We start from the raw sequence: 25225 nt of genomic DNA, 5'->3' as shown, positions 1-25225 counted from the left end.
TTCAATTTATAATCCGATTGTAAGATTTAGAAAATAAGTTCGGCCAAAACCATAATAATATCGTGGTCCAAAAGACGGTGTTCCACTAGACAAATCTTGATTTAAGGCTCTAAAATTGGCATTTCTTGCCTGTTCAAAACCGCCTGTTTTATATCTTAAATCCAAGACATTATTGACACTGGCAAAAAGTCCGATGTATTTTTTATGAATGCGCCAAGATTTGCCTCCGCTGAAATTCAGTAACATAATAGGTTTAAATTCTTCTTGTTTTAATAATTCATCTCCCCTTTCAGAAGTTGCCTCGGGAAAAGGAAAACCATTGGCTGGATTGATGTAAAATTGAGAGGTTCTGGAAATTGGCGAAACATCGATATAACTTTCTGCCAAATAATTTATATTTCCACCAATCCACCAAAACTTCGGATCACGATATTCCAATCCGAAGGAATATGCCTGTTGCGACGTTCCTGGCTGCTTGTAATTCTTTAAAAAAGCTCGCCCAAAATCAAAAGTAGTTTGCGCTCCATCTTTTGCCCTGTTGGCATCGTTTGTAATTATCACATTTGGATTGCTGCTGTATACATAATTTCCAAATGCAGCAGCTAAAGTTGTTTTTAAAGTTGATGAAATTTGATATTCAAAACTTAATTCTGCACCTGTATTTTTCTTATCCAATTTAGTCAAAGTCTGACTCACAAATGCGTTTGTGGGATCGTAACCAGAGCCATTATCAAAAATTCCTTCGGCATAGAAATAAGAAGTTTTTGAAGTGTTTTTAGTTTCCGAATAATATGCCGTCAAGCGGAATTTAAACTTAGAAGATCGGTATACATAATTAGCTTCGGCACTACTTGCATTTTCACTTTCAATACCATTAATAATATTATTATTTAAACGTGCATTCGAAAAAGTATTTCTCAACGAAGGCGCTTTGGTAAAATGCGCAGCATTGAAAAACAGCAACTGTTTCCCTGAAATTTTATAAGTAAAACCGCCTTTGAAACCAAAATTTTCAAAATTTACCTTCTCGCTTTTTCCTAAAGAACTTGTTGGGTAAAGTCCATTTTGGTATAATCCTTCCCTCTGATAATCGGAAATTGCATATGATTGTGCCAAGAAGAATTCTGTTTTATTATAACTAAATCTAAACTGGGAAAAAACATCTAAAGTAGTAGCCAGCAAATTATAATTATATCCATAAATATCGCCCTTTACTACTTGACGATTTGGATGCTGCAAATCTGATTGTGACAGGTTTCCTTTATAAAACGGATCAATATCTTCAAAATATGCTCCGCCAAGTAAATCCAATAGATACTGAAAATTATGTGATTTTAATTTTTTAAAAGTAAATCCGCCATCAAAAAAAACAGTAGCAGAAATCTGTGCATTTAAATTTGAATTTACAGCAAAAGTTTGATCGTCAGTTCTATCTTCATAAAGCACATAATGGCTTTGTGCGGGTTCGTAGCCATTGGATCCAAGTTTTTGATTGGTAAAATACATTTTCTCCCAATCTATCTGAGGATTTGCCAAAAAGGCTGTTTTACTCTTCTCAGCATTCACATAATCTGGAGTAAAAGCGCCCGAAAATTCGCCTTGATCTTTCGCATAAAGCGAACTAAAATAACTTGGCATTTTTTTATAATAAACAGGGTCTGGACTATCGGCATTTTGATAATCGATATTGCTATTTCCTACTTTTCCCAATTGAAACATTACTGCCGAATTCAGATTGGTTTTTTCATTAATTTTAAAATAATGATTCAGCATGAATAAGGGTTCTTCTACCTTTTTTACTCTTGCATTTCGCTTTTCACTATCCTGAAATCCCCAATACGAATTGTATTTTTCTCCCATTAAATTGGTAACTTCATTGGTATTAGCAGAATTTTTTCCTCGTGAATTTGGTGTATAAAATCCCGTAAAATTGATCGAATGTTTATTGTTTAATTTCTTTTCAACACTCAAAAAGAAAGAATCGGCATCGAAATTTGTCCCTGCAAAATAGCCTTCATCTGTCCATCTTTTTCCGCCCGAGATCACAAAAGCCCAGCCAGACTTATTCATTCCCGATGCATAAGTGCCAATTGTTCTCCATAAATAAGTGGTATTGCTTCCAGAAAAGTTGAGCGCTGTCCCTTTTCTATACAAAGCAGCGCGAGTAAAAATCTGCTGGGCACCTAAAATCCCTCCAAAAGTATAATTGGAAGCTGCTGCACCAACTGAAAATTCCTGATTGCGAAGCACATTATTTAAACCGCCCCAATTGCCCCATTGGGGTCTTCCATCGTAGATTTTATTCATTGGCATTCCGTTAAGCATCGTGACAGCATTTTCGCTATCCAAACCTCGAACACGAAATCGAGCTTGCCCCCAACTGAATGCTGACGCTTGCATAAAAGCATCTTTTGAAGACTGTAAAAGTCCAGATGTCATTTCAGAGGAGCTATTGTCCTCTGAAAAATCATTGTCAGACAGCGTAATCAATGCGGCCGGAACCTCATCTGAATAGGTATCTTCTAACTGTAAAATTCCGAGATCTATATTTTGTTCTGAATGGGACTGCAGTTTTAAAAGGAAATCTTTATAGCCCTGACTCCTTAGCAGAAGCAATTGTTCTTTTTGAGGAAAAATAGAAAGTTCAAATTTTCCCGTTTTTGACGTGAGTTGCATCACCGCCGTATTCTGTATGGCTACCACTACATTTTCTAGCGGATTTTGCGTTCGACTATCAATAACAATACCTGTTACTGTAATTTCTTTCTGCGAAAAAACAAAATTAGAAAACCATACAATAAAGAAGATTGCATATTTTTTTTCCATTAAAAAATCCAATTTACTTTTACAATTCGTAGGATTTAAAATCCTTTATTCAAAAGATAAAATTGGTTTTTGGAAAAAAGAGCGTGTAAACTCGAGCCTCACTTGAATTCAAATATAGGCAAAATATCCAAATAATAAATAAAATCTTACAAAATTATTTAGTATTAATCAATTTTAATAAAAATTAAGATTATGCTGCAGTTCTAATTTTAGAAACCATAAAGGCAATTAGGACACCAAAAATTCCGATAAAGGCAAAAGAAAACTGCAATCCGAAACTTTGTGCTATATGTCCAATTACTGGCGGTCCCATTAAGAAACCTAAGAAACTTACGCTTGAAACAATCGTTAAGGCTTCACCAGCAGGCACTGTTGGATTTTTTCCTGCGATGCTATAAACAGTAGGAACAATCGTAGCAACGCCCAAACCTACAAACATAAAGGCAATGGTACAAGGAACAATATAAGGCAGAAAAACAGCTGTGAATAATCCCGCCGAAATCATAACACCGCTAATCTGCATAACACGTTCACGTCCAAATTTGTTGATTAAACCATCACCCAAAAATCTTCCGCTTGCCATCATAATCATAAAAGAAGTATAACCCAAAACTACCAACGGCCCAGGTGCTTTTACGATTTCTTTAAAGTAAACGCCACTCCAATCAAACATTACACCTTCGCTTGCCATACTGCAAAATCCGATTACTCCCAACCAAAGCAAAGCGGTATCTGGTTTAACAAATAGTTTTTTGCCTTCTGGTTTTGGTTTTACTTTTTCTTTGGCTCTAACCAAAAATTTAAAGTTAAATGCCACCATCAACAATACAATTCCAGCTACAATCATAAAATGATGCAACGGACTTAAATCTAAAGCCAGCATTCCTAAACCTACAAGTGCACCAGTAAATCCGGCAAAACTCCACATTCCGTGAAAAGAGGACATGATTGTTTTTTTAAATAAAACTTCAGTATAAACACCTTGTGTATTTACGGCAATATTGGCCAAATTTCCAAACACACCAAACAAGAATAATCCCATTGACAATTGTAATGAGGTGGTTGCCAAACCTAAATTGATCAAGCACAAAACGTACATAATTAACGAGAAAATCAAGATACGATGGCTTCCAAATTTGGTTACCATTTTTCCTGAAAACGGCATAACAATAAGCTGTCCAACTGGAAGTGCAAACAATATTGACCCTAAGTCACCTTCTGTTAAATGTAAAGCACTCTTAATATCTGGAATTCTACTGGCCCATGTGGCGAAACTCAAACCCATTCCGAAATAAAACATTCCAACCGCAAAACGAATCCGATTTAAATAGGAAGCTTTTGCTTCTCTAAATACTTTCTTGATTTTGGCTTTGGTCTGAAAAAGCGATAAGGGATTAATGTTTATCAGCATATTGAATTTTATTGGAATAGGTCAAAAATACTAAAAACGCTCGTTATAGTGCATAAAGCTTAAGGTTATGCACAATATACAACGTTATTGTTTATAAATTCACAGGTTTTCAGTTGAATTCATCTTACTAAAATTACAACATTTCGACTTTACTTTTAGAATTAAAGTCAAAAAAAAGACGCACTATTGTGCGTCTCTATTTTATTGTATGCCTATTACTTTTTGTTGGGCGTTACTTGCAATTGCAGCTTCTATAACCTGCATTACTTTTACGCCTTCATCTGCCGTAACAGGTTCTTTTTTATTGTTGGCGATCGAATCGTAAACGCCATCGAAGAAACTGAAATAATTGCCTTGAAGCGTCGGGATTTTTTCTCTTACAATTATCCCTTCAATTTCGGTATGCAGAAGTCCTTGAAGGCTTTCGTCTTCGGTTCCCCACAAATCTAAATTGGGTTTCTTACCCGCTTTCAAATCGTCTTCCTGAACATCGCCGCGAGGTTTTAAGAAAGAACCTTTTTTTCCGTGTATTGTATACGCTGGATTGGCTTCGCGTACAAAAAAACCAGCTTTTAAACGTACTCTAAAATTAGAATAAAACAGGCACAAATCGATCCAATCGTCTACAACAGAATTTTCTCTGGTAACACGAATGTCTCCAAAAACAGCTTTCGGACAACCAAAAAGACTGATCGCCTGATCGATAATATGAGGGCCTAAATCTTTTAGAACTCCCGCTCCGTCATTGGCCGTTTCTTTATGCGCTTTCGGACTTAATAGCGGATTATAACGGTCAAAATGAAATTCTGCCTCCACTAGATCTCCTAATACGCCATCATCGATTACCTTTTTTACGGTTTTAAAATCACTGTCCCATCTTCTATTCTGGAAAACAGCCAATTTTAAGCCTTTCTCTTTTGCAATGGAAGCCAATTCTTTTGCTTCGGCAGCAGTGGTAGTAAAGGCTTTTTCTACCACAGCATGTTTTCCTGCCAAAAGTACTTTTTTAGCATATTCGTAATGTGTTCCGACTGGCGTATTGACGATTACCAAATCGACATCATCACTTAATAATTCGTCAAGCGAAGCATAACTTTTTACGTATGGATAATCTTCCTGAATTAATTTCTTGCTTCTCTCCCAAGAACCTAATAATTGAAATCCTTCGTGAATATCTAAAAACGGAGCGTGGAAAACTTTCCCCGACATTCCGTATGATAATAATGCTGTCTTTATCTTTTGCATTGGTATAGTTTTTTTGTTTGCCACAGAAAAAAATGATTTTCACAGATTTTTTTTAGTTGCCACAAATTGCACAAATTAACACAAATCAGTATCTATAAAATTTTAATTCGTGATAGTTCGTGAAAACTTTGGCAAAAAAATCCCCTTAATCTTTAAAATCTGTGGCTAATAAATTTAAAGTTTAGCTCTTTCGTATTGTTTTGGCCATTGAATATCGTCGTTTAATGCTTTGGCGAAATCTAACGGCAAGTTAGGGTTTCTCAAAGATTCTCTGGCGAATAAAATTAAATCAGCTTGATCTAAATTTAAAATTTCTTCAGCTTGTTTTGCTTCCGTAATTAATCCGACTGCGCCCGTTGCAATATTGGCTTCTTGTTTTACTTTTTCTGCAAAAGGAACCTGATAGCCTGGCCCTAATGTTATTTTTTGATGCGAAACCAATCCGCCTGATGAAACATCGATTAAATCTACTCCTTTTTCTTTTAATATTTTAGAAAGCTGCACAGATTCTTCTGGATTCCAACCGTTTTCCGCCCAATCTGTTGCCGAAATTCGAACAATTAATGGTAAATCTGATGGCCATTCTGATTGTACTGCTTCTACAATTTCTAAGGTAAAACGAATTCTATTTTCAAAACTTCCTCCGTATTCGTCTGTTCTCACATTCGTTAAAGGCGATAAAAATTGATGCAATAAATAACCGTGAGCAGCGTGAATTTCTACCACTTGGTATCCTGCTTCGACCACTCTTTTTGTAGCATTTTTGAAATCTAAAACTACTTTTTGGATTCCCTTTTTGTCTAAAGCTTCAGGAAGAAATGGTTCTCCTTCATGATACGGAATTGCACTTGGCGCAACAGTTTGCCATCCGCCTTGAGCGAAATCTAATTTTTTATTTCCCAACCAAGGAGAAGAAACGCTTGCTTTTCGTCCAGCATGAGCCAATTGAATTCCTGGAATCGAATTCTGAGAAACTATAAAAGTGTTGATTTGTTTTAATTTTTCGATATGCTCGTCTTTCCAAATTCCAAGATCAGAAGGAGAGATTCTAGCTTCTGGAGAAACTGCAGTCGCTTCCTGAATAATCAGTCCTGCGCCGCCAGTGGCACGGCTTCCTAAATGAACCAAATGCCAATCGTTTGCAAATCCGTCAATTGCAGAATATTGGCACATTGGGGAGATCGCGATTCTATTTTTTAAAGTGATTTTTTTTATGGTGAGCGGAGAAAATAATTTCGTGGCCATAGACTTGTAACTTTTAGTGATTTTTTACTACCAATTGAGTAAGGCAGTGTTCGAAAAGTAAAGTTACAGTATCTTGATAAAAAGAGAAATCGAAATGTTTATTAATTAACAAACATTTAAAACCTTAAACACTATCTTGCACTCTTATATTAAAATAGAAAACGCTACTTTTGTGCGTTAAATACGAATTAAAAACAACAAATGGATATAGTTATCAAACTCTCTCAATTTCTATTGAGTTTATCTTTACTTATTATTCTTCATGAATTAGGGCATTTTATCCCTGCTAAATTGTTTAAAACTAGAGTCGAAAAATTTTATTTGTTTTTTGATGTTAAATATTCACTTTTCAAAAAGAAAATCGGAGAAACAGTATACGGTATCGGATGGTTGCCGCTTGGTGGTTATGTGAAAATTTCTGGAATGATTGACGAAAGTATGGACAAAGAGCAAATGGCTCTGCCTCCTCAGCCTTGGGAATTTCGTAGTAAACCAGCTTGGCAACGTTTAATTATTATGCTTGGTGGTGTTACGGTAAACTTTATCTTGGCTTTTATTATCTATATCGGAATGGCGTTTGCTTACGGAGATACTTATATTGCTAATGCTGACTTAAAAGATGGTGTTGCAATTGAAAATCCTGCTATGCTAAAAGCTGGTTTTAAAACGGGCGATAAAATTATTTCTATTGATGGAAAAGCGGTAGAAAATTTTGATAGCGATATGAATATGAATGTGATCATGGCAAAACACGTTTTGATTGAAAGAAACGGACAACAGCAAACGATTACAATGCCGACAGATTTTGTAGATCAGCTTTCTAAAACAGAAAAAGGAATGCTTATCGATATTCGTCGTCCTTTTGCAATTGGAAAAGTTGGAGAAGATTCTCCAAATCAAAATTTAAAAGCAAAAGATTTGATTCTTTCTCTTAACGGACAAAAAGTTAAATATTTTGACGAAGCAAAAGCAATTTTAGTTGCTAATAAAGGAAAAGAGATTTCTGCTGTTGTTTTACGCGACTTAAAAGAAACACCTCTGAATGTGAAAGTTTCTAACGAAGGAACTTTAGGCGTTTTTGCTGGTGGTTTAGACATGAAATCTTTAGAAAAACTAGGTTACTATAAAATAAGTACAAAAGAATACGGTTTCTTCGAATCTATTCCAATCGGTCTTCAAAAAGGAAAAGATCAATTAGTAGGTTACGGAAAACAATTGAAAATGATTTTTAATCCAGAAACGAAAGCGTACAAACAAGTAGGTGGTTTTGCTGCGATTTACAACATTTTCCCAAGTTCTTGGAGCTGGGAAGTTTTCTGGTCTATCACAGCTTTATTGTCGATTATGCTTGGAGTAATGAATTTATTGCCAATTCCGGCTCTTGATGGCGGACACGTGATGTTTTTATTGTATGAAATAATTAGCGGCAAAAAACCAAGCGACAAATTCCTAGAGAATGCGCAAATGGTTGGTTTTGTTTTACTTATTTCACTACTACTGTTTGCTAACGGTAACGACATTTACAAGGCAATTGTTGGCAAGTAAAAAAAAGTAAAAAAAAAGAGTGTAAATGTTGTTTAGAAACAAAAAATAGTTTTATATTTGCACTCGCTAAAAAGAGCAACAACTTCCTCCTTAGCTCAGTTGGTTAGAGCATCTGACTGTTAATCAGAGGGTCCTTGGTTCGAGCCCAAGAGGGGGAGCAACTTTTTTTAGCAAACATATTTACCTTTAAGGTGATTCCTCCTTAGCTCAGTTGGTTAGAGCATCTGACTGTTAATCAGAGGGTCCTTGGTTCGAGCCCAAGAGGGGGAGCTTAAAAAAAAGACGATCAAATTGATCGTCTTTTTTTTTTGGCCAAATCCCAATGATGAAAATTCCAAATCCCAATACTAGGATTGTGTATTTAACCGCAAAGAGCGCAAGGTTTTACGCAAAGTCCGCAAAGTTTGTCATTTCGACCGATAGGGAGAAATCGCACAAGAAATTCCACAAAGTATATTTCCAATCTATGTCGATTTGCGAGTGTGATTTCTCCTTCGTCGAAATGACAAAACTAGCCCTAAAACAAAAGAATTCGCAAAGCTATATCTACATAAAACTTTGCGAACTTAATCTTTAGATTCAACTCAAAATAGCCTTAGCATACTTTGCGTAAATCTTAGCGCTCTTTGCGTAAAAAAAAAAACTTTGCGCCCTTTGCGGTTAAAAAAACAAAAAAAGTCCGCAATAGACACAGCTTTGCGAACTTAATCTTTAGATTTAGTTTAAAAACACCTTAGCGTGCTTTGCGTAAATCTTAGCGACCTTTGCGGTTAAAAAAAACGGTTAAAAGAAAAACCTCATTTCATTGTCAAAGTTTCGCTTTTAAACCTTTTCATTAAAGTATTTGCTTTTTCATCTTCATTTATTGCTTTTAAGGACTGAGCATATCGGTAATAATAAATAACATCCAAATCTTGAGTTTCATCAAATAACTTCGTGTAATATCCCGCTGCTGCGGTAAGATTCCCTTCAAAGTAAAAACGGTCTGCTACTTTTTTTAGCATATCGATAGATTTATAACCTTTATCAATTACCTTTTCATAAGTGTCGACCATATTAACGGTTATGTATTTTGAAGTTGAAGGAGCGGGTGTCGTAATTTCAACTTTAACAGGAGCTACAGATGCACTTGCACTTGCAACCATCGTTTTAGTCGCTATTGCATTTGGAGCTACTTTAGGTTTTCTTTTAACGTAATTCGGAATTACGGTTCTTGTATTATTCGGACCAAGATCGTAAGTGTCGATCATGTCCAATTTTGAAACTTGATAGGTAATAATTCTACCTCCAAAAAGCTTATTTATTCTTTCTTCTACATAATAAGATTGTATTACCAAATCATCGGTAGAAAGACTATCCGTCAGTAGTGTCGTTTTTCCTGGTGCTGGAGAAGCAGAGGCATTGTTTGTGCGCTGGGCAAAACAGCTCAGAGAAAATACGAACGCAAGTGTTATCATAACTGCTTCATACTTTTTCATGATTTCTGAATAAAATTAATGCTCCTAGTTAAAAAACTCATCTTAAAGTTACTGATTTTCTTTTACTTAGCTTTTATTCTGACTGCAAATTACCCAGAAAACCGATAAAGTACTTCTTTTTACGAATTGATCATTTGAACGCAGGCTTTTTGTATTTCATCGTCTGAAAATGGTTCTAATGCTTTTGCCAACATTTTACTGGTTCTAATGCAGCTTAACATTTTAAGTCGCAACTCGCGGCTGTTTCCAGATTCTGCTTCTAGAAGATATTCGAAAATTTCGGTTAAGTATTCGGGATGGTTTTTAAATTCTCCGTCAAAACAAATATCCGATACCAATCTCGCTACCGATTCTATTACTTTCTTTTGACTTCCGTTGTTTTCGTTTTCTGTTTTCATGGTGTTTAGTTTTTATTGTACGAAAAATTGTATTTTTGTTTCTGCGAGATTAAACAATAAGGTAACATTTACCAAAAACAAAAAGTTGTTCTTAACAGCTAATCTTATTGTATTTAACAACACTAATATTTTTTAGAGAAATTTTAGATATCTTTGAGCTATGACTACAGAAGCAAAACCAAAACATATCGGGAGAAACATAAGCCGAATTAGAGAGCTTAGAGGAATGAAACAAGAAGCGCTTGCTATTGCTATAGACGTAAGCCAACAATATGTTTCTTCTATTGAAGGAAGCGAAATGGTTGATGATGAAAAACTAGCTAAAATCGCGGAAGTTTTGGGTGTTTCAGCTGAATCAATTAAGAATTTCTCCGAAGAAGCGGTTTTAAACATAATGGGAAACACATTACACGACAGTAGTTTCATTAATGGCAATAACTATAATTGCACTTTCAACCCAATTGATAAAATTGTAGAACTTTATGAGCGTTTGGTTCAGGCTGAAAAGGATAAAGCGGAGTATTTGGAGAAGTTGATGAAGGGGAAGTAGGATTTCAGAAATTCAGCACCTAAAAAACATAAGTTTTCTTAAACTTAATGAAAGACTATCATTTCTATGATAGTCTTTTTTCGTTTTGATGATTTTTTAAATTTATATATTCTTCGCTTTTTGCTATTTGATATTTTAAAACATATAATAATTTATGGAAACCCGTAAAAAAGCTTAGCTATCCTCCTCTACTTTTACAATTACAATGAAATTAAACACGTATTTATACTTGCTGATGATATGGTTTAAAATATTTTATTTACAAAAATTAAAGTTTAACAATTTAAAAAATAATATGACAGAGGACAGAATTCATAAAATTGATACTTTATTTAAATCTTATAATTACAATGTTGCTGAAAATTCAAATAATAAAGTACGAATATATACTTTACGTTATGGCATGTACCATGCTGCAGAAATAATTTCATTTGACAAAAATTATGATGTAACAAAATACAAACATGAATACTCTGAATTGGGTTATGCAACTGATGTAAAGATTCTCGATTCAGAAGAGTCTATTGAAGAATATCTTTTTAATGGTTTTTTTATAAAAACTCCATTAGGCAATGAATTAAGAAATAGATATAAGCACTTCGTAAACAAACAACTTCACAATTTGCCTGAGGGAAGCGATTATCAATATATTAAAAGCTCATATGAATTAATTTATCAAAATGAAAATGGAAATATCTTAGAAAATGCGTATTACGATGGAACTTCTGACACTTCGTTAATTGATAAGATTAATACATATCTAAATGAAACTACAGGAGCTTTATTTGTTATCATAGAGGCCCCTGCTGGTTTTGGAAAAACCTGCACAGCAAATGAAATACTAAATACTTTTTCGGTTAAAGATTGTAAAAAATTACCTTTTTTCACTGAACTATCAAGAAATAGAGAAGCCCGAGTTTTTAAACATATTTTATTAAATGAAATAGATGAACAATTTCCAAATGGAATAAAACAAAATATAGTATTAGAACAAATTTTTAAAGGAAGAATTCCACTAATAATTGATGGATTTGATGAATTAATATCAAAAGAAAGCAATAAAGATGAAGTCGAAAGCATGCTGACCACTATTATTGATTTATTAAAAGGTCAAGCTAAAATAGTAATTACTTCAAGAAAGACTGCAATTTTTAATAGTGATGAATTTTTAAACACTATATATGAATCTCAAAATAATTTTTCTTTAGCCAGGTTTGAAATAAAAGAACCAACTATTGAAAATTGGTTAAACAACGATAAAATTGAAGTTATTAAAAACGCTTCTTTCCCTTTAGAGCAAATAGCAAATCCAGTACTATTATCTTATTTAAGGAATATTTCAATTGAAAAATTATCCGAATATGTCGTTAATTCTGATGGTACTCTAATAAATAAATATTTTGATTATTTATTACAAAGAGAACAATTAAGACAAAATTTAAAATTAAATAACGAAAGTCAATTAAGAATTTTTAGAAAACTTAATCGATTCATGTCTGAATTTAATATTACTGCAGAGAGCAAAGAAACTATTAAAGAATTAATTAAAGATTATAATCTTAAATCTTTACAGGAAAGTTTAAAAGAATACATTGCGGAAGAGAGGCCAACAATTGAAGATTTAGTTGACACATTATCAAATCACGTTTTTTTAGATCGAAAAAACAATGGAGATGTTGGTTTTGTGAATGATTACATTTTTGGAAATTTTATTGGTGAAAATTTAATACTAGAAAAATTTCAGAAACATTATAAAAATTTTACAGAAGTTATTCCCCAAGATTTTGCATTAAAGTCACTCGAATCGTTTAAAATCCAAAATGATCATAACAAAAAATTACTTTGGACAATTTATAATGAAAATGACTTTAAATATGACACTAATTTTTATTTTGAATTAGATTATAGTTTAGTTAAAGAATTTAATCGAAAATATTATAATTTATTTATTATCGATAAAACTATTAAGAATATAACTTTTAATTCATTTAGTATGTTTTCTGAGTCTAACTTTTCTAGTGTAAATTTTGAAAATTGCATTTTTGACACTTCAGCATTCAAAAAAACATCATTTCAAAACTGTGGGTTTTATAATTGTAAAATATTAAATGCCGATAAAATCAATTTTATAGATTTCGCCATATATGCTTGCAGTACTAACAATTCATTTCTTGAAGAAATAGAAAATAAAGTTTTAATTGAAGAAGAGAATACCCTAATTTCTAAGTTAACGGAAGAGGAAGTCTTGAAACATTTTTTTCACATAGATGGCATAAAACCAAGAGCTCGAAAATTCTCTTATATTAAAAAAAATTTAGTCGGGTATACCGATAGAGAAGTTAGTAAAGTTATTGATAATTTGAAAAGAAAAGATTTTTTACATTTTAAAGATGATGTTGGATTTATTACCAGAGAAGCTATTAATCACTTAATTCATATAAAATAAAATGATTGCAGGATTACAAATGATTGAAAAAAATATAAGTGAAAAAATATCTGATGAATTAGATAAAATCGGTCTATTACATCGATTATTTAGTAGAACTAAAGACGAAAAATCAATCAAAGAAAAGATTAATCGAAAAATTCAAGATGGTAAACCTTATGAAATTAATGGAAAAAAAATTCAAGATTTAATTGGTATCCGAATTGTCACTTATTTTCAAGACGACATTAGTTTGGTAAAGAAAATTCTTAATGACAAATTTATTTTTCAGAATGAAGAAATTGACGAGTTCGATTTAACTGTATTTAAACCAAAAAGGACAAATATAGTATATTCATTCAATTCTGAGCAAACACGCATATTTTTAGAAACACAGTCCTCATCTCAAAATGAAAGCTTATTGTTGGTAGATAATACATTTGAGTTACAATTAAGAACAATGCTTTCGGAAGGATGGCATGAAATAGACCATAGTCTCAGGTATAAATGCAAGCCTGATTGGGAATCACATAATGAGAAGGAGCGTCTATTGAATGGAATATATGCAAATTTAGAAACGAATGATATTGCTTTAAAGAGTTTGTTTAATGAACTTGCATATCAACATTTCAAAAATAAAAATTGGGAAGCATTAATACGTACTAAATTCAGACTAAAATTTCAGCTCACTCCTATTAAACCTGAGCTTGTGCGTGTATTCAATAACAATAATAATTTAGCGAAAAGAATAATTAAATTAGATAGAGGTGATTTATTATTAAAAATTGCCAAATCTGATTTATCTCTTCCTGTTAACATAAACAATTTAATCTTTATAATAAATCATTTTATATTAAAGGATGAAAATATATATGCTTTAACACCCGACTTAATAAAATCATACAGTACTGTTTAGATATATAATAAAAAAGCGCCGCAATCCAAAAGATTACGGCGCTTTTCTATTTCCTAAAACTCTCAGGCCAATTAAACCCCTAATTTCTTAGCAATTTCAGTAGGAATTCCTCCTTTGTTTACTAGCAATGCAGTAGTTTTATATTTTACGAAGTTCTTAGTTACAAACAAGAAACCTTTGTAGTCGTTTGTTTCTCCCCAAGAATTTTTTACGATATAGTATTCTTTTCCAGTTTGGTCTTTTGCAAGTCCAATAATGTGCATTCCGTGGTCGTCTGTTGTAGTGTAGTTATCAAACGCTGCTTGACGCATTTCTGGAGTAATTTCTGGTTCTGCTTTTGGTCCGTTAAACATGTCTGCTTTTTCTTCTGCAGTCATATCGTCGAATTTTTTGTTTGGTACGTAAGCAACACCATTTTTCCAGCTAAAGCTTTTCTCGCTAACATCTGTTGCCCACGCTACAGTGTATCCTTTTTTAAGCGCATTGTCGATAACATCTGTCATGTCGTTCAATTTTACATTGTAAACTTGATCCAATGACCAGTTGTCTGGCACCATCATCGTTGTTTTTTGGTAATATGGAGTATTTGTGAAAGAAGACATTTCTACGTACTCATCTGGGTTAATTCCTACTACTTCTTTAGCAAAAGATTGTGGCGTATAGCTTTTTCCTTTGTAAGTAAAGTTATCTGGCACTTTTCCTAAGTAAGAATCAATAACTGCTGCGTATGCTTTTTGCCAGTTTGGAGTTAATTCTCCGTTCGGGTTTTTCACCACTGCTGCCAAAACTCCTTCGATAAGAGCGCCCATTTCAGCAAATTTGTTTTTGTCTGTTCCGTAGTTTAATCCTGTATAAACTTCTCTTGGTACAGTTCCGTATTTTTTATACATATTAATTACATCGTGCAAAGCTCCCCCGTCTCCAAGCGTAATTGCTCCGTGCATACGAACATAGTTTACTCCTTTTTCAACATATACGTTTCTTGCCGAATAAATTTGAGATAGCTCCACTGGCTGTTTTCCTAAACGAATCATTTCTGACTCTAAGAATGAGTTTGTTGAGTAGCTCCAGCAAGTTCCAGAAGATCCTTGAGATTTTACTGATGTTGTTCCTAGGTTAATTACTTCTGTAAATTTGAAGTGCTCTTTACTTTTGTCGCTAGCGTTTAGTTTAAGTGAATTTACTAATACGTCTTGCGCAAAACAGCCTGCTGTTCCAGCCAAGAAAACTGAAGCTGCAAACACTGATTTGAATGAAAATGTATTCATAATTTATGTTTAAGATTTAACAAAATTAGTCTCCATTGTTTCTAATTTGTTACAAAACAATTAAATTTTTTGTAATTTATTGCTTTCTAGCGGTTAATTTTTTCACAATCTTTCTTTTGAGATGTAAAAGATTACAAAATATGTAAAAGTTAAAGGACAATCTGAATCAAATTCAAATTGCAAGTCATAATTTTCAAATATGTAGTATTTTGGTTGTCAGTAAAAGCCACGCAAGAAATTGAAAATGTACGAACTAGAAAAAGAAAAATATCTGGGCAATATCAAAAACATCTTCAATACAGAAGGTCTTGCAGTCGTAGAAACCGAATATAAAAATAAGGTTTACGAGGGCTGGCATTCGCACAATAATGCGCATATTACGCTTTTTCTGAATGGAGGCACAACCGAAAAACGCAAAAACTTTAGCGAAACGGTCGGGCCAGGTTCTTTACTTTTTTATCATAGCGATGAGTTGCATTTGAACCAAAATACGCTTTTTCCGTCAAGGAATATTAATATCGAAATTGAAGCAAATTTGCTGAAAGAACTCGAAGTAAATGAAGCTATTATAGAAAAATCGGTTCAAAACAATGTCTTAACCAAGTTTTTGATTCTAAAGATTTTTAAAGAAACGCAATCTTCCGATTCTTTTTCTAGCGATACTATTCGAATGTTATTTTCGCAGCTTTCCAATTCTACAGCTCATTTAGAACGATTTGACAAGAGTCCGTTTTGGGTTAAAAGCCTGAACGAATTGCTGAATGACTGTTGGAACGAAAATCCTAATCTGAATGATTTGGCGCAGGTTTTACAGTTAAATCCAATTACGATTTCTAAACATTTTCCGAAATATTTTGGCTGCACTTTGGGCGAATATATGCGTAGAATTAAAATTGACCGTTCGCTTTCGCTAATACAATCCAGCTCAGACAACCTAACCGAAATAGCGCTTCACTGCGGATTTTCAGATCAAAGCCATTTTATAAGAACATTTAAAAATCAGACGGGATTTCTTCCGAAACAATTTCAAAAATTATAAGCGAGGCAAATTTCATTCTATTTTTTGGTTTCTGGGCAATCTACATTTGCTTCAAATTAATTCTTAAACCAAATTCAAATGGAAACGCTTACCTTAAAACAAAAAATATCCAATTCCTCCATAATTAAGGCTCTTTTGGCTTTACTTATTTTTATGGCAGTTGTTATAATTGGCCAACAGATTGCTTCAAAATTATTGGCTCTGACTCCGCTAGATAAAAATTTCAGAAGTTTGCTAAAAGGACTTTTTGTTTCGTCTGCGTGTATTTTAAGCTACATTTTTTTCTTTCAAAAATTTGAAAAACGAAGCATTACCGAGTTTGCTTCAAAAGGATTTTTAAAAAATGTTGCCATTGGCGCTTTACTTGGTTTTACATTACAATCGCTAACGATTTTAGTCATTTACCTCAACGGAAGTTATAGTGTCGTGGCTGTAAACCCCGTTTCGTTTATCCTAATGCCATTTGCCATTATGTTTACGGTAGCTATTATTGAAGAAATATTAGTTCGCGGGATTATTTTTAGAATCATTGAAGAAAAACTAGGAAGCTACATTGCACTTCTTATTTCTGGTCTTTTGTTTGGGATTTTACATCTTGCCAATGCCCACAGTACGATTCTTTCTAGCTTATGCATTACAATGGCTGGTTTTCTATTTGGTGCCGTTTTTATCTACAGCCGTAATTTATGGTTTCCGATCGCTTTGCACTTTGCATGGAATTTTACTCAATCTGGAATTTTCGGAGCCATTACCTCTGGAAACGAAAAAACAAGCAGTTTGCTAGAAGCAAAAATACAAGGCCCTGAGTTTATAACTGGTGGTGAATTTGGCCCCGAAGGCAGTATTCAGGCTATTATAATTTGTTTAATCGCAACTGTTATTTTATTAGTTTTAAACGCTAAACAAAATAAAATTATAAAACCATATTGGAAGAAATAAAAAGGTGCACAATCTACGGCAATCCAACTTTGTCAAAGTTTAAAACTTTGACAAAGTTCTCAATGCTATTAAAGACTGAGACTGAAAAATTTATCGTAACCAATTGCTACCAAAAACAATATAATATGCCCATTCTTCTGGTCCTTTGGCAACGTCTACACCCATACGAAGTTTAAATTTTCTGGCAATAAGATATCTAAAACCCGTTCCGTAACTGTAAACAACGGGTTTGGCAAAAGCTTTGTCCCAATCGTCAAAAGCGCTTGCAAGACCACCGTACCCCATTAAACTCCATCTTCTGTAGAGATCCCATCGAAATTCTAACTCGCTTACAATACTGGTGTTTCCCATATATCTCGCGGCCGGAATACCTCGCATGTTAATTCCTGGTCTTAAATAAAAAGGCGGACTCCCCAACGCCTGCTCCCCTTCAATCCTTAGTCCGCCAATTAAGGTTTTCGCCAACGGATAGTACCCAATTGCCGATAAATTTATTCGCCAAGCTTGGTAATCGCTTCCAAGTGCTTTATCTGACCAGAAAAAATCGGACTGAATCCGTATTCCTTTATCTGGTGTAAATATATTGTCTCGCCCGTCAAACTGCAGCGCAGCCCCCAACTGGCTTATGGTGCTTTTAATATCTTTGGGATCAACGAATGGTGGCGGAAGATTAAAATCGGGTAGATTTATTTTAGAATTTAAAAATAGATATTGCGGTCCTGCACTCCATTTTGCATTGTTAAATTGTTTGAGCCACTGCGTGTAAAATATGGTCGATTTAAAATTGAGTTTGAATTCCTGATCGGCCAAATTGGGTCTATTATTAGCATAAAATGACAAATTCATATCGCCATAAGCAGCAAAACCACGATATAAGATTTTAGATTTTACCAAGGTGGCCGAACGGAAAGCTCCTGCCATCCAGCTTTTGTTTGCCGTATACATTCCTAAACCTCCCGTTATATCTGGATTTACAAGACGTTTGGTTCCATCTGCTTCAATTACCGGCGGACGTTTTTTTAGGAAAATTGGCGCCACGGCAGCTCCAAATCCACCAAGCGCAGGTTCTGTAACAATGGTTGGCACTACCAAGAATCCGTTGGCGTAGATTAAGAAATCGCTTAAATCAAAAGCTCCATCCAAAGAATCTTTAAAAACCACATGATGTTTCTGCGCGCTTAAAGTATTAAACGATAAGAGTATCAAAAGCAAAAACAGGATGTTTTTTTGTATCGGTTTTTTGTTTTTCATATAAGATTTTTATCGTTTTATACTTGAAATTTTACCTCATCTCTGAAATCTGCAATTTGTCGAAATCATTTTTTCTTGAAACTGAAAGTATGTGCCAGCGTAATAAAAAAGGTATTTCCTTGGAATCTATTTTCTGCATTTACTTCTCCAATCCATCTAAAACCTGCTGTTGTCATACTTTTTATGTGCAAGTAATTAACCTCAGCACCAAGCCCTGCCACTTTATCTTTGTCTGGTTCTAGTACAATACTTCCCACCGGAATCTTGTCTTCAGATACTTTATATTGCAGGTAATAAATCAAGCCCGTATTTAAGATGCCTTTTGGTGCTGTTTTTTCGGTATTCATACAATAAAAAGTTTTTCCTAAACCTCCTTCAATGCTTATAATATCTCCGGTTTTTATATCAGTATCTTTTTTCTTTCCGTTGATTTCATAGGACGCTAAAGCCGAGAAATGAAATGTTTTTTTGTCGTTAAAAAAGACTGTAGTTCCTGCCGAGAATTCATTCATAAACATACCTAAACCACTATTATCACTTGCTCCAAGTTCATATTTCCCTGTTGGAAGATACATCTGGTAGCTAAATACAAAATCGGCTCTTTTATTATGCCAGCCTAATTGAAGGGGTACGATGTACATATCGGTAAAGGCAAAATCGCTTTTAGTATTAGTATGGCTTCCTTGAATCGTATTAGAAGCTCCCGCTAATAACATCGCAGCTCCATAATTGGCTCCCAAAATTTTAAAATCGCTTACATAAGATGCTCCTACACCTGTAATAAACATGGTAATATCTGGGTTTCCAACTTTGTCTCCATGGGAGTCTCGTAAAGAAGATGCACTATAAATATACCCTGGAACATACACACTTAAAGTATTTTCTGGAGCTTGAGTTCCCGATTGAAGTCCCATGGAACCCAAAATATGTCCCCCTTTTAGTTGGGCACTACTAGAGAAAGAAATCAAAAGCAGTGTTGCTGTTACAAACGATTGTGCTATTATTTTTGCTTTCATGGTAGAATATTTTGAATGAGTAAAGGCTTCATAATAGCCCTTAAAGAGCTTTATTTAAAAGAATAAGCTTGTGAATGCTCCGGATTTATTCGAATCGTTTTAAAATATTCAGAAGGAGATTTTCCTGTGTGTTTTATAAATGCTCTAAAACAAGTAGTTCGAGATTTAAAACCAGATCCCCATGCCATACCTTCTAATGACAAATCTTTCCATTCTGGATCGTTTATTTTATCTTTAAAATATTCAATCCTTTTTAGATTAACATAATCCTGAAAGTGGAGTCCAAATTCAGAATTAATTAGATTAGACAAATGGTGTACAGATATTCCTGTTTCTTCGGCCAAATCTCTAATTACAAAGTCTTTTTTTAAGAATAGATTTTTTGTATTTAAAACATGATCCAGTTTTAAAAGGTATTCTTCTCTTTTTTCAAGCGTTAGTTCGTTTGCTATTGAAACTGTCGCCTTTATTTCCTTTGTTTTTACAACTACTGTATTGTCTACAACAAAATCGAATGTTTCTTCTTCATCATGAAAAATCTGCGGTTTAAAATAAAGCCATCCCACAGTAAAAAATAATACTGAGGAAATTAACACGTAGCAAGAAAGATCGGTTGCATCTATTTTTTGCAATAAAAAATGATGAACAAAAAGTGCCGAAAACAAGAACAGAATCATCAAATTGTATACTCTAATCCAGTTAATTACTTTAGTGCGATGAAATTGATTTCCTTTAAATTTTTTCAGATCATAGTTTAAAATCAACATGGTTTGAAAAAAGACATAGAAAAGCCAAATCGTCAATGTTAAAACAGAAAATGGATTTTTGATTAGTCCAGCAAGATAATCGACAGCTTGTATATTGGTATACCTTCCAACGTAAACAATAAGCGTTAAAAAGAAATAAATAACAAATGGCACAAAATGCAGCCAATCGTATTTTCTGAAACTTTTATTTAAGGATAAAATGTTTCTTACATATAAGAAAGAGCACGGCGCGGTTAAAAATATAAACGTTTTGGTGATGGTAAATAGATCTGGGAAATTTTTAAATAAGTTAGCCGATAAATAAAAATTGTAGACACTTACCACCGCAAGACTCAACAAAAACATTCCTAAGAAGAAACTCTTTGAATAGTTTTTCCTAGAAAACAAAACCATAATTGAGGTTGCAAGACCTGCAATTGTGGCTATAAAAAAGAAAAGGGAGAGTAAAATATCGATCATTTTTTTAAGCTTAATTAGTGGTATTAGAATATTTTCTTAAAATCTTAAAAATAGAATGCGAGAGGGGGCTGTAAACATAAAGAGCTGTACCTGCCAAAACTGGCAAGTACAAAACTCTATTGGTTTAATTATTTTTTAACTGCTCCCGGAGGGAAACCAGCTAGTATTTTTTTAATTGCATCGTTGATGAATTGTTCTGGATTATCTGGTCTACTATCGATTTCGGCATTTCCGATTCCTTGCCAAAGTAGCTTATCTGTTTTTGCCGAAACGATGTCTATAATTAATGATCCGTCAACATAGTCGTAACTATTGAATGTTGTGGTACCGCCGCCCATCATGGCGCCGCCTCCCCAATATCCGTACGGACGATACATTCCTCCATAACCATAAAAATTACTATCGGCTGTTACTTGCGTTTTGTTTTTTAGGATAGAAACGGCATTAACTTTTAAATCTGGATTGCTAGATTCTGTAAATCCTTTTGCCAGCATTTCGTTTCTGATTGCTTTTGCAACACGATCAACATTGAGCTGGTTTACTTGTCCTTGCTGTGCTTTTAAATCGTAAACCGCAAAGGTTTTGTATTCGCTGAAGTTCGCAGCATGATCATAATCAGTTGTAACTTTTACAGTCGGAGAGCAGCTGTAAAAAAGACCCAAAAATAAAATTGGGATTATACGAAGACTTGTTCTTTTAATATTCATGTTGTGGTATTTATTAAATTAATAATTAAATCAGTTTAACTCGAATGTATTAAAATCGTAAAAATCTTGAACGAAGGGGGCAACACATGTCAATAATCGCTCATACCACACAAACCACTACGAAACAATTACTTAGGTCACTCCCAAAGATAAATCATTTTATTTAATTAACACTATTAAAATAAATAAAATCTTACGATAACCTTTTCTAGCACATTGTAGTCAAGATTTTTGCTTTTTTATACTATTTATCTATTTTCGACAGCGATTCAATCGCGTCAATTATTTTTAAAAAAAAAGATATAATAAGCCCAAAAATATTCTATTACTTAATTACACTATATTTCGGCTGCTACTGGCAATTTTCCGTGTTTTATAGCATCTAACATTTTCTCATAGTCCAATTGATTCTGATTGGCATATAAAATGGAAAACTCAGAAATTGCATCGGCAAATTTGTCTGTATCTCCAATATAACCCGAAATAACCGAAGGATCTCCCGAACGTGCATGAGCTCGAGCAAGTGCCCATCCGCAGGCTTTGGCATAATCGGCCATATTTTTCGGTTTCATCACTTCCAGAATTGGTTTTATTTTGGCATCTCTAAGCTGACGAATATAGAAGAACTTATTTTTACTGTCGTTTGTCCAGCCCAGAAACATATCTGATGCCGATTGCATCAATTTTTGTCCCATAACGATACGTTCGCCTTGATGCGTGTGTTTGCCTTTGATTTTTACATTTTCTTCAAGCACACTTTTTCGTGCTTCTTTAAACTGCAAAAAAATAGGTTCGCCAGTAGCAGACATCAATAAACTGATACCGCAAAGAGTTCCAACACTTCCTACGCCAACCACTTTTATGGCTATGTCATGCATCATGTATCTGCTTAATAAAACCTGCTTATCTTCGGAAAGAGATTCTACATATCTTTTATGAATGATTTCGCCTTCTTGAGCAATTTGCTTTTCAAGATCGCCGCTTGGATGAAATATCAAGGGCGGGTCATCTTTTATACGTGCTCTAGCTCCATCAAAATAGGTCATCTTTGCAAACTCCTTTTCGTGAGCCGTGTATTCTGATGCTTTTTTTATTCGCTTCTGATCAAATTCTTTAAGGTCTTTATCGTGACCTAAATCGATCAGCTCTGCAAAATCAATATCGGCATACCAAATTTGAAGAGCAGATAATTTACTATAATCCAACATATGCCGTTTGTAACTGTCGGCAACGTGCCAAGCAAATTGTTTACAGTTTTTATTGGAAAACTTTCGCCATTGTCCCGCAATTGCAAAACTTGCGGCTAATCTTTTTATATCCCATTCCCAAGGCCCTGGAAATGTTTCATCAAAATCATTAATATCAAAAACCAATTTACGTTCTGGAGTTGCGAAACCACCAAAATTCATTAAATGGCAGTCACCGCAAAGCTGCAAATTGATTCCCGAAACAGGCGTATGAGCCAAATCTGCCGCCATAATAGCTGCCGCGCCTCTATAAAATGCAAAAGGTGATTCCATCATTCTTCTGTACCGAATGGGTAGCAAACTCTCAACTCTTCCTATGCTAGTCTGAATTAAAATGTCTACAGGATCTTTTCTGTTTTTAAAAGAATTCCATTCCTGATGTTTTTCCAAAGGCACTTTTTCTCTAATCGAAGCTCCTTTTTGATAACGTTCTGCCTTTGACACAATTGGGTCAAATCTAGTTTTGTCTGTATTTTTAGATTTTTCAGGCATCTTTAGATTGTGCTTTGTTACTCAGGAAACACAAAAGCTACTACTGCTCTTAGTCCCCAATCTGGTTTTATATTCTGATGACCCACAATTGGAATTAATGGCTGCACTGAAAACTGAACCACTTGTTTTCCGAATTTTGTTATGCCTCCCATCATCGGATTCAAAGAAATCAAAGTCGTATTACCTTCCCAATTTTGAGTAATTTCGGCATTAACTCCCCAGTTTGCTCCACTTTTATAACTGTGCGAAAGGAATATCTGCGTATAAAACTGATTGAAATCGGAACGATCGCTTGCTCCAGCAACCGACCAAATCTGATTGGCAATAAAACCAACAGAAAGCCCTTTTCCTTGATGCATGACCAAAACACTTGGACCAACACCAAATTTTTCTGTTCCTAATAATTTATCTGTAGCCGTCGGCACCAAAAATGCAGGCCCAACCCCATATATTATTTTTTTGCTTTTTGGAGCAAAAAATGCAGTAACAGTAGCATCGCTTAAACCAAATTCATGCGTATTTAGTCCTGTAATGTTTCTTTGATCGACAACTGGAAGAATCCATCGGCTTATTAAATTCAAGTTGCCGCTTAGTTTGAACGGAATAACAGGTTGTACATTGATGGTATACTTCACACCATTGTACGGCCCGATTCCGTAATTCAGATTGTTCTGAAGCGGCACACTAATTAAATTTGCTACTGGATTTGCCAACTTATCTGCCAATTCTTGAGGGCTTGCTCCTGGTTTATGTTCTTCTTCCTGAGCATAAGCACTAAAACCCAAGATTAAATAAATAGCACAAAATAGTGATCTAGTAATTTTATAAAAGTTCATAGGATTACTCATTTTTAAAATTTATAAATGCCCCATTTTAAAATCAAAATGAAACAACCCAACCAAAAAAGTTGTTTCACTTTAATTTTAACTAACTCAACCTAATTATCGGAAAAAACTTTTTTCCAGTCTTTTTGCATATCCACAACGTGCCATTTGTTTTTGGCAGCGGCGTTTAATGATGCATTATCTTTTTCTTGATAACTGTATTCTCTTATAGAATCGTTATGATTGACCAACAATTGAAAAGAAGGGTATTTATTGCCTTGCGAATAAGTTAACATGGCAATATCTCCTGCTCCTCCTTCGTTTCCACAAGCAAAAACAGGTCGTTTGCCAATATGCAATTGGATCCCGACAGGTTTTCCTTCTTTGTCATTAAAATGATCTAAAGCCGCTTCTCGCTGTACCGCGTTTTTAGCTCCATCATATTTATATTTAAAAGAAGTACCCACCACTTGATCTTTCGGAATTCCGTAAAAATCCTGAGATATTCCTCTCACCAATTCTATTGTTCCACCTGTTACGATAAAGGTTTTGAAACCGTTGGCACGGAGATAATTCAGGAGTTCCAATTGTGGCTGATAGCGTATCTGTTTTACCGGAACATTTTTACCAGGGTATTTTGCGCCTTTAAAAAAGTCTGCTACCGAAGTTTCAAATTCATCCTCAGTCATTCCGGTATGCGTTGCCGCAACGAGTTCTATAAGCGCTTTATCACCTCCTTTTTCAAAGAAAGTTTTGTCTTTTTCTACTACAGCTTTAAAAGGTTGTTTTTTAGCTAATTCAGGATTTGCTTCAACCATTTTTTGCACTTTATAAAAAGCAAAAAGTTCTTGTACATAAGGTTTCTCTGCCCATAAAGTTCCGTCGTTATCAAAAGTGGCAATTCTATCTTGCTCCGGAATAAAGTCTGGACTTCCTTCTTTGGTCACTTTTTCTACATAAGCAATTATATCGCTTTTTAAAGCTCCATCATTCCAGCTTGGCAAAGGATCGCCACCTGCTGCAGTTTCTGTTTTTTTACTCTCTGTTGTCGGGGAAGTTACTGTATCAGATTTCTTACAGGAAAAGAAAAACAAAACTACAAGAGGCAAAATGTATATATTTTTTCTCATGATGTTTTATTTATAAAGAGATTCAGACCTCTCAATCTGAATCTCTT

Annotated in this window: 20 protein-coding genes and 2 tRNA genes; 8 read left to right on the top strand and 14 right to left on the bottom strand. The window is 34.3% G+C overall.

The window, feature by feature from the left end:
- Positions 1-6: 6 nt before the first annotated feature.
- The 4 genes from ABTV69_RS05675 to ABTV69_RS05660 form a co-directional block, all read right to left on the bottom strand.
- Positions 7-2826 carry a carboxypeptidase-like regulatory domain-containing protein gene (locus ABTV69_RS05675; RefSeq protein ID WP_433834679.1) on the bottom strand — a complete coding sequence of 940 codons (2820 nt, stop codon included), beginning with the start codon at positions 2824-2826 and terminating at the stop codon, positions 7-9.
- Between the two features lie 190 nt (positions 2827-3016).
- Positions 3017-4237, bottom strand: a complete 1221-nt coding sequence (locus ABTV69_RS05670; RefSeq protein ID WP_433834678.1) for an MFS transporter — start codon at positions 4235-4237, stop codon at positions 3017-3019.
- Positions 4238-4438: 201 nt separating this feature from the next.
- Complete coding sequence (locus tag ABTV69_RS05665) at positions 4439-5482, bottom strand: Gfo/Idh/MocA family oxidoreductase (protein WP_433834677.1); 1044 nt, start codon at positions 5480-5482, stop codon at positions 4439-4441.
- 174 nt (positions 5483-5656) lie between these two features.
- Positions 5657-6727: an NADH:flavin oxidoreductase/NADH oxidase gene (locus ABTV69_RS05660; RefSeq protein WP_433834676.1), complete on the bottom strand. Its 1071-nt coding sequence runs from the start codon at positions 6725-6727 to the stop codon at positions 5657-5659.
- Positions 6728-6928: 201 nt separating this feature from the next.
- On the opposite strand from ABTV69_RS05660, the gene rseP reads away from it, so the two are divergent.
- The 3 genes from rseP to ABTV69_RS05645 all read left to right on the top strand — a co-directional run bounded on the left by rseP (position 6929) and on the right by ABTV69_RS05645 (position 8542).
- Complete coding sequence (gene rseP, locus ABTV69_RS05655; protein WP_433834675.1) at positions 6929-8272, top strand: RIP metalloprotease RseP; 1344 nt, start codon at positions 6929-6931, stop codon at positions 8270-8272.
- A gap of 84 nt (positions 8273-8356) precedes the next feature.
- Positions 8357-8430 (top strand) — tRNA-Asn (locus tag ABTV69_RS05650).
- Positions 8431-8468: 38 nt separating this feature from the next.
- Positions 8469-8542, top strand: a tRNA-Asn gene (locus tag ABTV69_RS05645).
- A gap of 527 nt (positions 8543-9069) precedes the next feature.
- On the opposite strand, the gene ABTV69_RS05640 is transcribed toward ABTV69_RS05645, so the two are convergent.
- A complete protein-coding gene (locus ABTV69_RS05640; RefSeq protein ID WP_433834674.1) occupies positions 9070-9750 on the bottom strand; it encodes a hypothetical protein in 681 nt (226 codons plus the stop codon).
- Positions 9751-9869: 119 nt separating this feature from the next.
- Positions 9870-10148: a hypothetical protein gene (locus tag ABTV69_RS05635; protein WP_433834673.1), complete on the bottom strand. Its 279-nt coding sequence runs from the start codon at positions 10146-10148 to the stop codon at positions 9870-9872.
- 160 nt (positions 10149-10308) lie between these two features.
- Between ABTV69_RS05635 and ABTV69_RS05630 the strand changes: the two genes are divergently transcribed.
- From ABTV69_RS05630 to ABTV69_RS05620, 3 genes are all read left to right on the top strand, one after another.
- Positions 10309-10698: a helix-turn-helix domain-containing protein gene (locus ABTV69_RS05630; protein WP_433834672.1), complete on the top strand. Its 390-nt coding sequence runs from the start codon at positions 10309-10311 to the stop codon at positions 10696-10698.
- A 295-nt stretch (positions 10699-10993) separates the two neighbouring features.
- A complete protein-coding gene (locus ABTV69_RS05625; RefSeq protein ID WP_433834671.1) occupies positions 10994-13144 on the top strand; it encodes an NACHT domain-containing protein in 2151 nt (716 codons plus the stop codon).
- Position 13145: 1 nt separating this feature from the next.
- Positions 13146-14039, top strand: coding sequence for a hypothetical protein (locus ABTV69_RS05620; RefSeq protein ID WP_433834670.1), 894 nt, complete (start codon positions 13146-13148; stop codon positions 14037-14039).
- A gap of 71 nt (positions 14040-14110) precedes the next feature.
- On the opposite strand, the gene ABTV69_RS05615 is transcribed toward ABTV69_RS05620, so the two are convergent.
- Positions 14111-15307, bottom strand: a complete 1197-nt coding sequence (locus ABTV69_RS05615) for an aminopeptidase C (RefSeq protein WP_433834669.1) — start codon at positions 15305-15307, stop codon at positions 14111-14113.
- A gap of 244 nt (positions 15308-15551) precedes the next feature.
- On the opposite strand from ABTV69_RS05615, the gene ABTV69_RS05610 reads away from it, so the two are divergent.
- Positions 15552-16346, top strand: a complete 795-nt coding sequence (locus tag ABTV69_RS05610) for a helix-turn-helix transcriptional regulator (RefSeq protein ID WP_433834668.1) — start codon at positions 15552-15554, stop codon at positions 16344-16346.
- Between the two features lie 78 nt (positions 16347-16424).
- Positions 16425-17285 carry a lysostaphin resistance A-like protein gene (locus ABTV69_RS05605; protein WP_433834667.1) on the top strand — a complete coding sequence of 287 codons (861 nt, stop codon included), beginning with the start codon at positions 16425-16427 and terminating at the stop codon, positions 17283-17285.
- A 90-nt stretch (positions 17286-17375) separates the two neighbouring features.
- Here the strand turns inward: ABTV69_RS05605 and ABTV69_RS05600 are convergent, their stop codons facing one another.
- From ABTV69_RS05600 to ABTV69_RS05570, 7 genes are all read right to left on the bottom strand, one after another.
- Positions 17376-18536, bottom strand: a complete 1161-nt coding sequence (locus tag ABTV69_RS05600; RefSeq protein ID WP_433834666.1) for a BamA/TamA family outer membrane protein — start codon at positions 18534-18536, stop codon at positions 17376-17378.
- Positions 18537-18601: 65 nt separating this feature from the next.
- Positions 18602-19552 (bottom strand): SphA family protein, encoded by a 951-nt coding sequence (locus ABTV69_RS05595; RefSeq protein WP_433834665.1) that lies wholly within the window; start codon positions 19550-19552, stop codon positions 18602-18604.
- A gap of 50 nt (positions 19553-19602) precedes the next feature.
- Positions 19603-20778 (bottom strand): helix-turn-helix domain-containing protein, encoded by a 1176-nt coding sequence (locus ABTV69_RS05590; RefSeq protein WP_433834664.1) that lies wholly within the window; start codon positions 20776-20778, stop codon positions 19603-19605.
- Positions 20779-20906: 128 nt separating this feature from the next.
- Positions 20907-21485, bottom strand: a complete 579-nt coding sequence (locus ABTV69_RS05585) for a DUF4136 domain-containing protein (protein ID WP_433834663.1) — start codon at positions 21483-21485, stop codon at positions 20907-20909.
- A gap of 338 nt (positions 21486-21823) precedes the next feature.
- Complete coding sequence (locus ABTV69_RS05580; protein WP_433834662.1) at positions 21824-23224, bottom strand: DUF2252 domain-containing protein; 1401 nt, start codon at positions 23222-23224, stop codon at positions 21824-21826.
- Between the two features lie 17 nt (positions 23225-23241).
- Positions 23242-24060 (bottom strand): hypothetical protein, encoded by an 819-nt coding sequence (locus ABTV69_RS05575; protein WP_433834661.1) that lies wholly within the window; start codon positions 24058-24060, stop codon positions 23242-23244.
- A 101-nt stretch (positions 24061-24161) separates the two neighbouring features.
- The gene (locus tag ABTV69_RS05570; RefSeq protein WP_433834660.1) at positions 24162-25178 is read right to left on the bottom strand and encodes an HAD family hydrolase; all 1017 of its coding nucleotides are present in this window, start codon (positions 25176-25178) and stop codon (positions 24162-24164) included.
- Positions 25179-25225: the final 47 nt, after the last annotated feature.

It is taken from the genome of Flavobacterium anhuiense (assembly GCF_050990855.1).
Classification (GTDB): domain Bacteria; phylum Bacteroidota; class Bacteroidia; order Flavobacteriales; family Flavobacteriaceae; genus Flavobacterium; species Flavobacterium anhuiense_C.
Note: the sequence above shows the minus strand (reverse complement) of the source record. Positions and strands in the feature narration are given on the sequence as shown.